We start from the raw sequence: 13,016 nt of genomic DNA, 5'->3' as shown, positions 1-13,016 counted from the left end.
TCATAAAAAAATAACGGCGCACAAACCCGCGCCGTTATTTAACTACTTTAATACATGCGCACAATCTTATTTTGCACAAGTCTTGATAGCGTTTTCTAAGATTTCCAAACCAGCATCAAGCTGAGCATCAGTAACGCACAGAGGGCAGAGGAATCTGATAACGTTTCCATATGTTCCTGCTGCTTCAAGCATAAGACCCTTGCCCATAGCTTCCTGAACGATAGCATTTACAAGAGCTGCATCCGGTTCTTTTGAAGTCTTGTCTTTAACAAACTCGATACCCATCATAGCGCCCAGACCTCTTACATCTCCCACGCACTCATACTTATCCTGCCAGCCTTTGAAAGCTTTCATGGCCACATCAGCTATGTGCATAGCTTTTGCAGGATAATCATCTCTTTCCATAACTTCTATTACTTTGAGAGCTGAAGCTGCTGATACAGCATTTGCGCCAAATGTTCCGCCGATTGTTCCCCCTGTTACAGCATCCATAACTTCTGCTCTTGCAGTTACCGCTGATAACGGCAATCCTGCAGCAATGGATTTAGCTGTGGACAAAATATCAGGAGCACATCCTGCATCTGCAAAATACTGTGAAGCAAACATTTTACCACTTCTTGCCCATCCACACTGAACTTCATCGCAGATCATCATGATTCCATGCTCGTCACAGATCTTTCTGACAGCTTTTACCCATTCGATAGGAGCCGGAACAAATCCGCCTTCACCTTGTACAGGCTCGAATACGATAGCAGCGCATGAATCATATGGAGTAGCTTCTATGAACACTTCTTCCAGCTTTTTCACATAATAGTCTATAGCTTCTTTTTCGCTCATATTGCCAGGAGCTCTGTAAAGGTTAGGGAACTCTGCTCTGTATACACCGTCAGGGAAAGGACCCATGCCTACCGCATAAGCCTTTTTAGCGGTCATAGTCATTGTAAGAGAAGTTCTTCCGTGGAAAGCGCCTGTAAATACTATGATATTAGGCCTTCCTGTATAGCTTCTTGCGATCTTAACGGCATTTTCATCTGCTTCGGAACCTGAGCACACGAACATAGTCTTTTTCTTATCTCCTTTTACAGGAACGATTCTGTTCATTTCTTCCGCAAGTTTCACATAGCCTTCGTGAGTTGTAATGTTGAACATTGAGTGGAAAAATTTATCAGCCTGTTCTTTAACCGCTTCAATGCATTCAGGATTGCTGTATCCTATATTGAGTACACCGACACCGCCGATCCAGTCGAGGAAAATATTTCCGTCAACGTCTTCAAACATAGCTCCCTCGCCTCTTTCGATAACTGCTTTGTAAGCAGTTCCGATTCCGTTTGGAACAGCAGCAGCCCTTCTGTCCAGTACAGCCTTAGCCTTAGGTCCAGGTAATGTTCCGGTAACGATTTTAGGTAATGCTTCTCTTAACATAACAAACCTCCATAATAAAATATTTATAAAAATTAATTTATACCTAATTCAGAGAGCTTCCTGTAAAGTGTTGCTCTCGACAGTCCCAACTCCTTCGCAACAGTATCTTTAATACCGTTATGCTGTTTCAGTTTTTTTCTAATTATTTCTTTTTCGTAAAGTTTCACCTGCTCGGCAAGAGGTCTGTCCAGATTCTTAAATTTGACCATCTCTTCCTCTTTTTTCAAAATACGTGCGGGAACTTCCTCCATGGTTATTACATTTCCAAAAGCCATGTTCGTACCGTATTCAACAGCATTCTCAAGTTCTCTCACATTTCCGGGCCAATCGTGATTAGTATAAAGTTCTTCTACCTCAGGAGAAAAACGCTCTATCTTTTTATTCATAAAACTATTATATTTTCTAAGGAAATGATACATAAGCAGTTTTATATCGTCTTTTCTCTCTCTCAGCGGCGGTATAGAAAGCGGTATAACGCTAAGCCTGTAATAAAGGTCTTCTCTGAAACGATCTTCTTCAATAAGCTTTTCAAGATCCTTATTGGTAGCAGCAATTACCCTCACATCCACAATTATGCTCTTGCTTCCTCCTACTCTGTCAAATCTCATGTTCTGAAGAACATGGAGAATCTTGACCTGAAGATGAAGGGGCATATCACCGATTTCATCGAGGAAAATGGTGCCACCGTCAGCAAGCTCGAATTTACCTTCCTTACCCTTTTCACTAGCCCCTGTGAAAGCTCCTTTCTCATATCCGAAAAGTTCGCTTTCCAGCAGATTCTCAGGAATAGCTCCGCAATTCACCGTTATAAAAGGCTTATCTTCTCTCGGACTTGCGTAATGAATAGCTTTAGCGAACATTTCTTTTCCCGTGCCGCTCTCACCTGTTATGAGAACGGTGGAATTGCTTCTCGCTGTTATCAGAGCCTGCTGTTTGGCTCTCATTATCTTGTCACTGCTGCCGATTATATCGTCTACTGTGTTTTTTATCTTTCGTGTATTGAAATTGTAAACCAGCTTCTGTGCTTCCTCTATATCTCTGAAGGAGATCACTACTCCATCTATGTCATCGCTTGACATAAAAGGCTTCACTGTTACTATGAAATGATGCTGCTTTCCGTCGACTTTAAAGATTTCTTCATTTTCAGTATACCCGGTTCCTGTATCAAGAACTTTTATAGCAGGGCTTCCAGGCATAATATTGCTTATGTGTTTGCCTATAAGGTCTCCCTTATTTGTCCCGAACAGCCCCGCAGCTCTGTTGTTACAGTGCTTGACATAGCCCTTTTGATCAAGCGCGAATATACCTTCGTGAGCAGTCTCCAATACTATAGACATTTCATCTCTTGAAACCTCGACATTTTCCAAAGTTTCCTGCTGGTCCGCCTTTGCCGACAGCAGATCTGCCATCTTTTCAACAAACACGGTCATGCTTTCCCTCTTATCGAGAAGGAGATGTTTTTGCTCATCAGTAAATGCCACAAGCCCGATTATTCCTATGATCTCGCCTTTCAAAACTATGGGAGTACATATCTCTGCAAGCTCTCCAAGTCTCGTATTGCCTACAATAGGCCTGTCATAATCTTTGCAGTTCTGAGCATCCTCTACATACTGCGTCTTACCTGTTCTCAGAACTCTTGCATAAAGGTAGTTTCCTTCAAGATTTCCATCTTCTTCCTTCTTGCCTATCCTCCTGTGATAATAACCGGTACCGCCCAGTATTCTCAGTTTGTTGTCCACTATTTCAACTTCAAGACCGACAGCGATGCTGATGGCCTCTGCAACCTGTTGTACACTTTCTTTAATGCCGCTTAAAACAGACATTCTTATCACCTTTATCAAATATAATATCTACTAAATACCTATTTCTATTTTACCACATGCACAACATGTTTTTAAAAGTTTTTTCCTGCTTTTAATACTTTTATAGCTGTTATTTAAATATCATTTTGCTGTGTTTTATCCCTGCCTTCTCCGTCACTGACTTCAGCGCCCAGATTCATAGTTGATTTTTCCAGCTCAAGTACCATATTATTAATCTTAGACAGTTTTTCAGGAGAAATATCCTGCCCTACAGCCAGTTTAGTATTATACAATATATCTTCTATTCTTCGGTGTATATCAAACAGATTAGCTCTCAGACTGTTTAACACTTCCTCATCCACTTCCTCTTTCATGGCCTGCTCCATATTGACAAGTTCATCCTTTTCAAGAACAAATTCAGAATTCCCTCTGACCACTATAGGATGATATCCCAACTCAGCTTCAACGGTCTGTGCGAAATCTTCCTTTGCCTCAGGTTCACCGTGAACAAGGAAAATATGCTTCGGCTCAGCCTTAAATCCTTTAAGCCATTCCAGAAGACCGTCTCTGTCAGCATGTCCCGAAAAACCCTCAAGATTATATATGTTGGCATTTACCTTTACCTTTTCACCAAAAAGCGTAACTTCCTCCGCACCGTCCAGTATCATCTTTCCGAGGGTTCCTTCAGCCTGATACCCCACGAAAACTATGCTGGATTTTCTGTTCCAGAGGTTATGCTTAAGGTGATGTCTTATCCTTCCTGCATCACACATACCGCTGGCGGAAATTATCACTTTAGGCTCCGGATCAGTATTAAGCCATATTGACTCTTCACTCGTTCTTGTAAATCTGAGGTTCTTAAAATCCAGAGGATTATCTCCCTTTGTTATAAATTCCTTCGTTTCTTCATCAAATACCTGCGCGTTGCGTTTAAAAACTTCTGTCGCGGTAGTTGCCATAGGACTGTCCACATATACCATTATATTGTCAAAGTCCCTGCGGTATTCATTATCTGTTTCATACACCCGATTTAATTCATATATAAGCTCCTGAGTCCTTCCTACGGCGAAAGAAGGTATAACCGTTGTGCCGCCCTTTGCCGCCGTGTCCCGGATTATATCCATAAGTGCCTTGACATCCATAGAATTGGCCGGGTGCAATCTGTTGCCGTATGTCGTTTCCATGATAACATAGTCGGCTTTCTTTATGATGGTCGGGTTCCTTAAAATAGGCCTGTCCATTACTCCCAAATCCCCTGAAAACACTATCTTTGACACGTTATCATTTTCCGTTACCCAAAGCTCTGTTATGGCTGAGCCCAGAATATGTCCAGCATCATTGAAAACAATCTTCATTTCCTCATTAAGCTCCACCAGCTGATCGTAAAGCACAGGCTCTACATATTTAAGAGAATCCGCCGCATCATTATATGTGTACAAAGGTTCCACCAGAGCTCTCCCTGCTCTCTCGTTTTTTTTGTTTTTCCATTCGGCCTCTCTTTCATGAATATAACCGCTGTCCTTAAGCATAACATCTAAAAGATCTGCTGTAGCGTCGGTACAATATATCTTCCCCTTGAATCCTCTCTTTACCAAAAGCGGAATCCTTCCGCAGTGATCTATATGAGCATGACTTAAAATCATGTAATCTATCTGGGCAGGATCAAAAGGAAATTCCTCGTAATTCAAAGCCTCCTGAGCCTTTCCGCCCTGAAACTGTCCGCAGTCCAGTAATATCTTATGATTCTCTGTGGTTATAAGATGACAGGACCCTGTAACGCCTGTCGAAGCTCCGCAAAATTGTATTTTCATATCTGCTCCTTTCACCTGAAACAAGTGGCTTAGCCTAATTTTATTATACTACTCTGCTAATGTTATTTACACAAAATACTATTATAAAATCATATTTTTCTATAAAATTCTATGCTTTATCATTTTTGCATTCTATCGTAATAAGTGCACATTGCCCCCGATACAGGGGAATGAAAACATCATATTCCGGACATGCAGGTACATATCTTATATCTGCGAGCAGTGATGCAGCCGCTGTTATATATTCCATGGTATCTTCGCTTATAAGTTCCGGTGAATTGATGCTGTGCCAAATGGACTCTTCGCTGATATCGAAATCTTTCAGATGTTTTATTTTTAATATACACCCTCCGTGATTTACCAATTTTAACAAAAACTCACTACATTGTGATTCTGTATCTACTGAATCCCGGATGCTGTAGTATATCATTACATGCATCGAATTCCCTTCTCTGGTGACAATACAGTTTTCTGCAGCCTCGATAATATGTTCATCCAGCGAGCATACTATTTCATACAGATAATACAGAGGCTTCTTCAGCCCTGCCCTATTAAAAAGCGATTCTATGGATACCGCCCGTATCACATCAGTACCATCCAGCAGATGCCTCATCATATCAGCCGGATTATCACCATGGAGGGAAATAATCTCCACTGATGCAATATCTTCTATACACTTCACACCGATAGAGTATTTTTCCATGCACCAGCTTTCGAAAGACCTTACGGCATCATCAAAAAAGCAAGTATCGTTTCTGTCATCAATTACACATATATCCATATCCAGCATTTGCAGACTTCTCAAAAACTCATGCAGAAAATCAAAACATTTTAAAGCCTCATAGGCATCTAAAAGCTGCTTTACGCTTACAATAATATGAGAAAACCCGAACCGTTCTCTGCAAAAAGACAGATTTGCTCTATATCTTTCCCTCAGACATTCAAACAGGCTTTCTACATAAATATAATTCCATGTTCCTTTAAGCTCTGCATTCTGCGACTTCGAAAAGTCAAGAATATAATTCCTCAGGTTTTTTCTTCCTGCAAGAGTCACCGGATATGTATAATGTTGTGTGTCGGACAACAATGCCACTATATCTGATACATTGTCAATATGTGTTATATCAGGCTTCATAACTTCGATCGTTCTTGATTTAAAATAATTTCTGACTTCAAACGGAGAATACCCTGTAATATCTTTATAACGTCTTCTAAAAAATGTCGGAGAGGAAAAACCTGATTCAATGGCAACTTCCTCCAAATTCTTGCTAGTATCTGCTATACCCATAAGTGACATTTCCACCCGGAGTCTCGTGATTATATTTTGATATGACTCACCAAGCACTGACGTAAAAAGATGAGATATGTAATATTTGCTCAGATATTCATGTTCCGCAATATCATCCAGAGTAAGCTTTTTCTGATAGTTCTCATACATATATCTCACTATATTACGTATTCTGTTTACCTGTATCGGCTTATCCTTATAAGGGTTGGTAGGCTGAATTTTATTGTCTTTAATATACCAGTATTGAAAACTATTAGTCAGGCACAGCAAAAGGGAAACAAGATTTTCATGAATATTATTGAGTGGATTATGATCTATATCTATATCGAAAAACTGTTTGGAAATATTTCTAAGAAGATTTTTCACATACTCTATCAACTCCGGAACATCATTGTTATAAGTTGTGTTCAAAATAAAAAGAACCTGAGAAAATTCAGCATAATAATCAGAAAAGGCATCGAGATATATATGATATATTTGAACAACATTATCGTCAGAACAATCATGAATATAGTGAAGATTGGCTTCATTTACTATGAAAACATCATCTGCTTTCAAACAGATGTCTTCTGTACTTATATATAGATTTATGCTTCCTTTCAAAACATAAATTATTTCTATATACCCATACTCATGCATATGAAGGGGATATTCATTTATATGAAGTATCTCCACATTCAAAGGGTATTCATTATTACATTTAAGATTCTCTAAATACATATCCATCCCTCATGTCGCTTTTAAAAACAGGGTCGCCTATCGGCTATATCTTGTCATAATATTATAATTTACAAAAAGCAACGCTGCAAGTAAAGAAGCATAAAAAAGCAAAGAATAATCTGAAAATTTAAATTTATTTCAGTTATGCTGTATAAAAATTAATTTATCAGGAGGAAGAACAATGCAAATTAAAACAAAAACAGGAACTGTAATAGGTAAAACGGACCACAACAATATGAGTGAATTTCTGGGGATACCCTATGCACTGCCGCCCGTAGGCGAATTGAGATTCAAAGCCCCCGTTCCCATACCGGAGTCGGATCAGCAAATATTGGCCTATAACTTCGGCCACACAGCAGTACAGGAAATAGATGAGATAGAATCAGCCTCCATTTCTTCTCAGGGACAAAGTGAAGACTGTCTGACACTGAATATATGGAATCATAATATGGCATCCGGAATTCAAAAACCTGTTATGGTATTTATTCACGGCGGCTCATACTCATCAGGTGGTTCCTCTGATCCCCTTTATAATGGATATAATTTTGCTCTAAATCAGGATGTCGTCTTTGTAACACTCAACTACCGTGTAAATTTCTTCGGTTTCATGAATTTTGAGGAATACGGTGGTTCTGAATATAAAACAAGTGGATACAACGGTCTCCTCGATCAAATATGCGCTTTACAATGGATCAAAGAAAATATATCCGCCTTCGGAGGAGATAATGAAAACATCACTATATTGGGTGAATCAGCAGGAGGCGGCTCGGTTTCTCTTCTGATGACAATGCCGAAGGCAAAAGGGCTGTTTCATAAAGTAATCGCCCAAAGCGGATCATTGAACCTTTGTAAAGGAAGCTTTTTAAGCAAACAACATGCCGCTGATTTCGCATCACGTTTAGGCTGTGAGACCATTGATGAGCTTTTAAAAGTACCCACCGAAGAAATAAGAAAAATATATCCGGCGTGGGCAGAAAACTATGGTCCCAAGTACAGCATACTATTTGCTCCGGAAGCAGATAATGAAGATATTCCGAGAGACCCTTTCAAAGAACTTGCCGGCGGCTGCGCTTCAAATATAAAATTGATGCTGGGTACCAATGCAAACGAATTTAATTACTGGAAGCTTTATTTTGACAACTTTGACGATATGGCAATAAAGTTTCTTGAAGACCAGCTCTACATAACAACTCCGCCTCTTATAAACGAAATTGCTGTACGGGAAGAGTTTTTCCGATACAGGCAAAATCATAACATGAAGGAAAATAATATAGCTCTTAATGATGAAATACTGTTCAGGCTCCCTGCTATACATATGGCCGAGAAACAGTCCCGCTACAATGACGTTTACATGTATTACTTTACATGGAAATCAAGAATAAAAGGCTTAGGTGCATGTCATGCTTTAGAGCTCCCTTTCGTATTCGGAAACATGGAAGAGGAAGAAAGTTTCACAGGATTAGATGTGCCTGACAATCTCTCCTCTATGATGCAGGAAGCATGGGCGTCCTTTGCAAAAGCCGGCAAACCTTCTGCAAAAGGTGCACCACAATGGGCAGCCTATAATGACGCTGACAGAAATACCATGATCATAGACAGTCAGTGGACGATGGAAAAAGATCCTGAGGGTGCGTCCAGGTGCATAATAGATAAAATGTTTTCCGATAACCGTTAGGTACACATAAACGTAATATACAATTACTATAGTTTAAAAAGGAGAATCAACTGATGGAAAATGTAAGAATCAATAGAAACAGCGCTCATGTTCCTATATCAGTAAAAATAGGTTACGGTCTGGGCGGTGCAGGGGATTCGATACCTTACAACCTGTTTTTCACTTATTTTCTGTTTTTTTTAACCGATGTTGCCAAAGTTAATCCGGCTATAGCAGGAACAATTTCTTTTATAGCAATCTTATGGGATGCCGTTACTGCTCCCATAGCGGGGTTCTTATCCGACAAATCAAAAAACCCAAGAGGAAGACGTCGTCCGTGGATGTTCAGAAGCATCTGGCCTCTGGCCATTATCGTTTTCCTAATGTTCCTGCCGAATGAGTTTACCGGCCTTGGTCAGAGTATTTACTACCTTCTCATGGCTGTATTGATGTGGACATTCTACACAACTTATTGTGTACCATATGCGGCTCTCGGTGCAGAAGTCACTCACGATTATAACGAAAGAAATACAATGCGTATGATTGTAGGCTTGTTTTCATATCCGTTTGTAGCCCTCTGCAATTCCGGTCCTATGTGGATAATGGCAGTCCTCGTTCCTAAAGGAGTAGATATAAAAACATGCTGGTGCATATCCGGCAGTCTTGCCGCAGCAATAATAATACTTTGTTGTCTGATATGCTGGTTCTCAACCAGAGGCCGGGAAGACTCTGCAGCCGATCTCCAAAGAGAGATGGAAAAGCAGGAAAAAAGTCAGGGTTTTATAAATACATACAAAGATATATTTCGTATGAAGGCATACAGAAATCTGATTTTCACAGGGCTGTTTTATATCATCGGGTATACTCTGTTCAGTGGTATCGGAGTATATATGTTCACATACTGCGCTCATATGACAGAAGTACAGCAGGCAGCCTTCTGGAGCATATACACTGTAATCGCATTATGCTGCACGCCAATATCAATAATTATAGCCAATAAGATCGGAAGTAAAAAGAAAACACTTTTTCTTTTCAGTATAATGTTTGTTATAAACTGTGTAGTATTCTATTTCATGGGTCTTTCAAATTTCTCTCAGGTGATTATTAACGGAGCTGTCGTCGCATTGACAACCAGCGCATTTTGGGGACTGTATTACTCAACAGTATATGATTGTGCCGAAATTGATACATTCATAAATGGACATCACAGAGAAGGCAGTATCGTTGCCTGTGCACAATTCGTTCAAAAATTAGGAGGTGCTATCGCCACCAATGCTGTCGGATGGCTTCTGAGCGCTTTCGGATACATCGGTGCAGCACAGCAAACACAAACTTCCGTACACGGAATACTTCTTATAGCTACATTGCTGCCGGCACTATTTATACTAATCAGTATGATAATATTTTCCAAATATCCTGTAAATAAAAAGAACCATGATGCACTACGTGAAGCTCTTGCAAAAAAAGAGGCTGGAGAAAGCTATACAACAAAAGATTTCACAGAAATACTTTAAACCGCTCTTACTTAAATAACATAATACATTAAATTTTTAAAACTTTAACCAATATAAAAAAGTTCCCATTCAAATATAAGATAATTCTATATTAATGGGAACTTTTAAATTCGTTCAAAAAATTTTATTTGTTTTTAATCGAAAGAACCACACATTTATTATACTTTTTTCCTTCTGCTGTAAAGACCTGACGCAACTACGCCCGCTCCCGCTGCAAGAATTAATACTGCCCAAACAATAATATTGCTGTCATCACCTGTCTTCGATGAGCCGGTGTCAGTCTTATCACTGACATTCCCATTTTGACCAGGTGTATCATCTTTAATATCATCAACATCTATCCAGCCGCTTCCGCTCTGGTCAATATTCTCTTTGATTTCCTCAGAAGTATATGCAAGTGCATAGGTCGAGAACCTGTCTGTTGTAAAAGTCAGTGTCCCGTCAGCATTTACTTTCGGAGAAATTACTGATGTCTCGATATTTCCGTCTGTATTCTCATGATTCCTTATTATAAAATAGGTTTTCGCAACCTTTTGTACCTCCTCAGGAATTGCAATGGTGAACTCTACAGGACTGTCAAGTTCTGTGATCGTTCCGGCTTTTTTTCCGTCAATCAGTAGATTCACTCCTAAATCAAGATACTGCTCAATCTGAAAATTCACATCGTATTTAGCTGCAAGCTTCTCCACAGCGCTTGTAATATTTTCGAAATCTGCAGGTTTTTTATCAAGCACTTCGGAAGTAATTTTCGTCGTTATAATCTCTCCCTTTTCCACAGCTTCCCTTATAGCTTTTTCTGAAGTCTTATCAATACCGGAAACTGCACCGCCTGCGATTACCTTTTCAACCATAGAGGTCAGCACTTCCTCAGCTTTTTCCGCAGCTTCCTTTGACATACCAGACACAACTTCTTCTACAGTTCCATCCGGAACGGCTGGAGCTTCCGCAGTTACCTCATACACAGTCACTTCGCATTCAGCCTCTTTATTCCCAGCTTTAGCTTTAACCTTCGTGATTCCGTTTGTTATTCCCGTAACCTTTCCATCTTTATCAACTTTAGCTATTTTCTCATCGGCCGATTCCCATGTTACGGTTTTGTCTGTGGCATCATCAGGGGTAACTTTTACGGTCAGAGTTTTTTCTGTTCCCTTTTCAAGATTTAACTTTTCTGCATTAAGAGTTATTCCTTCAACTTCTATCTCACCGACAATCTTTACAGGGGCTATTTCTGCACCTTTCTTTGCAAAAGCTATCTGTCCTCCTGACACCACCTTTGTATCAGGGGTTACCCAAGACCATCCGTCAGATAAATTTATTTCAGATAAATCCGTTCCCGCAGATGCTTTCTGTGTGTCAAAGGAAGGCAATGAAAAGTCTTCCGAAACAGCGCTGCTTATGATATTAATAAGTTTATTATTCTTGTCATAGACAGATACTTTTACCATATTCGCAACTCTTGATGTATTGGATACCTTTGCCTCCTGACCGAAAGTATATATCATGTCATCATCTCTGTGTGTAAGAGTATAATAAGTTTCGCCGTCTACAGTAATAGTATCAAGACTGCCGCTTAATCCCGCAGTCCCCGGTTCCCCGTTCTGGCCGTCATAAAATTTCACCTTTCCCAGACTTGAATAATATGTATCCACGCCGTCGGCCACATCTATTTTCTCACTTATCGAGTGTTTCATGGTACCGTTTGTTTTCCCGCTGCTGAAAAATACATTGCTGTAAACCTCCGCCGATACCACAAAGTAGCCTACCTTATCATTTGCCTGAGACACATTTATCTTGAGATTACCACTATCATTAAGTGAAAAACTATATCCATCAAGCTTTTCAGCTTGTACCAGCTTATCATATCCTGTTACTTTTGCAGCAAGTTCATTTTCCAAAGTCTCCATATCAGAAGCTTTATAGCTTATGCCGCACAATAAATGGGGCTTTGATGATATTCCTATGATCTCTGCCTCAGAAAGATCCATGTTTGATACGGTAATTTCAGAAGTTGCAGTCTCTCCATTTACTCCTAAGACATGCTGCAGTCCGTAATCACTGCCTCCTGCCTGAGCCATGGAACCGTTTCCGTACAATATACCGATATGATCTCCGACATAAGTTCCCTTTACTTTGCAGTTTTCAAAAACATAATTTGACTCTTTAGCCGGCTCATATCCTATGAACAGCCCGTTATATGTAGGAGAAGTCAAGTTCATATCTATAGTAACATTCTTCATAGTTGTATTCCCACCTGCATATACGAGAAGAGGCCCTTCATTATTATTGCTTGATGTCAGTGAAATATCTCCCTTGGCAGTTATACCGTCATATACATAATCACTGCCGCGAAACTGCTCCTCTACCATATAGGAATACTCCGACAGCTCCCATGTATAATTCTTTAACTCGCCTCCATAAAAAGATTTTATAAGAGATCCCGACTTATTATTGGTAATAGTAAATCCTTTGCCATCCAGTTTCCCTTTAAAAGAATTCATTGTATATCCATCTGCAGTAAGCTCGATGTTGTTTCCAAGCTCTGCATAGATATACTTCTGCTTCTGGTCTAAGATTTTAAAATCAGCTTCATTCTTGATAATATACGGATCGGCTTCAGTTCCGCTTCCGCTCACTGTCGCAGCATCTACCTTAAACATCATGCATGGCGCGATAAGTGATAATACCAAGACAAATGCAAGAACCTTGCTTATTATCTTCTTCATACGTCCTCCTGTGAATTATTGATTTATATAAATAAATTTTGTCAGGTTCATTATACCCCCCCCCTCAGTTTTTTTGCAAGAA

At 39.8% G+C, this 13,016-nt stretch carries 7 protein-coding genes; 2 read left to right on the top strand and 5 right to left on the bottom strand.

Annotated features, from left to right (window positions below; translation table 11 throughout):
- Positions 1-66 precede the first annotated feature (66 nt).
- The 4 genes from H8692_RS06350 to H8692_RS06335 all read right to left on the bottom strand — a co-directional run bounded on the left by H8692_RS06350 (position 67) and on the right by H8692_RS06335 (position 7,043).
- Positions 67-1,422: an aspartate aminotransferase family protein gene (locus tag H8692_RS06350; protein WP_177267590.1), complete on the bottom strand. Its 1,356-nt coding sequence runs from the start codon at positions 1,420-1,422 to the stop codon at positions 67-69.
- Between the two features lie 32 nt (positions 1,423-1,454).
- Positions 1,455-3,245 (bottom strand): sigma-54-dependent Fis family transcriptional regulator, encoded by a 1,791-nt coding sequence (locus H8692_RS06345; protein WP_177267589.1) that lies wholly within the window; start codon positions 3,243-3,245, stop codon positions 1,455-1,457.
- A gap of 113 nt (positions 3,246-3,358) precedes the next feature.
- A complete protein-coding gene (locus H8692_RS06340) occupies positions 3,359-5,035 on the bottom strand; it encodes an MBL fold metallo-hydrolase RNA specificity domain-containing protein (protein ID WP_177267588.1) in 1,677 nt (558 codons plus the stop codon).
- A 109-nt stretch (positions 5,036-5,144) separates the two neighbouring features.
- Positions 5,145-7,043, bottom strand: coding sequence for an AraC family transcriptional regulator (locus H8692_RS06335; RefSeq protein ID WP_187525266.1), 1,899 nt, complete (start codon positions 7,041-7,043; stop codon positions 5,145-5,147).
- A gap of 181 nt (positions 7,044-7,224) precedes the next feature.
- Here H8692_RS06335 and H8692_RS06330 point away from each other — a divergent pair, with 181 nt between their 5' ends.
- Positions 7,225-8,718, top strand: a complete 1,494-nt coding sequence (locus H8692_RS06330) for a carboxylesterase/lipase family protein (RefSeq protein WP_177267586.1) — start codon at positions 7,225-7,227, stop codon at positions 8,716-8,718.
- Positions 8,719-8,771: 53 nt separating this feature from the next.
- On the top strand, positions 8,772-10,211 hold the full coding sequence (locus H8692_RS06325; RefSeq protein WP_187525265.1) for an MFS transporter: 1,440 nt from the start codon (positions 8,772-8,774) through the stop codon (positions 10,209-10,211).
- 158 nt (positions 10,212-10,369) lie between these two features.
- Here H8692_RS06325 and H8692_RS06320 read toward each other — a convergent pair whose 3' ends face one another.
- Positions 10,370-12,934 (bottom strand): Ig-like domain-containing protein, encoded by a 2,565-nt coding sequence (locus H8692_RS06320; RefSeq protein WP_187525264.1) that lies wholly within the window; start codon positions 12,932-12,934, stop codon positions 10,370-10,372.
- Positions 12,935-13,016 lie beyond the last annotated feature (82 nt).

Origin of the sequence: Lentihominibacter hominis, from assembly GCF_014385065.1 — a bacterium.
GTDB lineage: Bacteria > Bacillota > Clostridia > Peptostreptococcales > Anaerovoracaceae > Lentihominibacter > Lentihominibacter hominis.
The sequence above is the reverse complement of the archived record's forward strand: the minus strand, read 5'-3'. Positions and strand labels throughout refer to the sequence as shown.

What these genes read in the sequence shown, in the direction of transcription:
- H8692_RS06350 (WP_177267590.1), bottom strand. Translation starts at nt 1,422, where the DNA reads ATGTTAAGAGAAGCATTACCTAAAATCGTTACCGGAACATTACCTGGA.
- H8692_RS06345 (WP_177267589.1), bottom strand. Translation starts at nt 3,245, where the DNA reads ATGTCTGTTTTAAGCGGCATTAAAGAAAGTGTACAACAGGTTGCAGAG.
- H8692_RS06340 (WP_177267588.1), bottom strand. Translation starts at nt 5,035, where the DNA reads ATGAAAATACAATTTTGCGGAGCTTCGACAGGCGTTACAGGGTCCTGT.
- H8692_RS06335 (WP_187525266.1), bottom strand. Translation starts at nt 7,043, where the DNA reads ATGTATTTAGAGAATCTTAAATGTAATAATGAATACCCTTTGAATGTG.
- H8692_RS06330 (WP_177267586.1), top strand. Translation starts at nt 7,225, where the DNA reads ATGCAAATTAAAACAAAAACAGGAACTGTAATAGGTAAAACGGACCAC.
- H8692_RS06325 (WP_187525265.1), top strand. Translation starts at nt 8,772, where the DNA reads ATGGAAAATGTAAGAATCAATAGAAACAGCGCTCATGTTCCTATATCA.
- H8692_RS06320 (WP_187525264.1), bottom strand. Translation starts at nt 12,934, where the DNA reads ATGAAGAAGATAATAAGCAAGGTTCTTGCATTTGTCTTGGTATTATCA.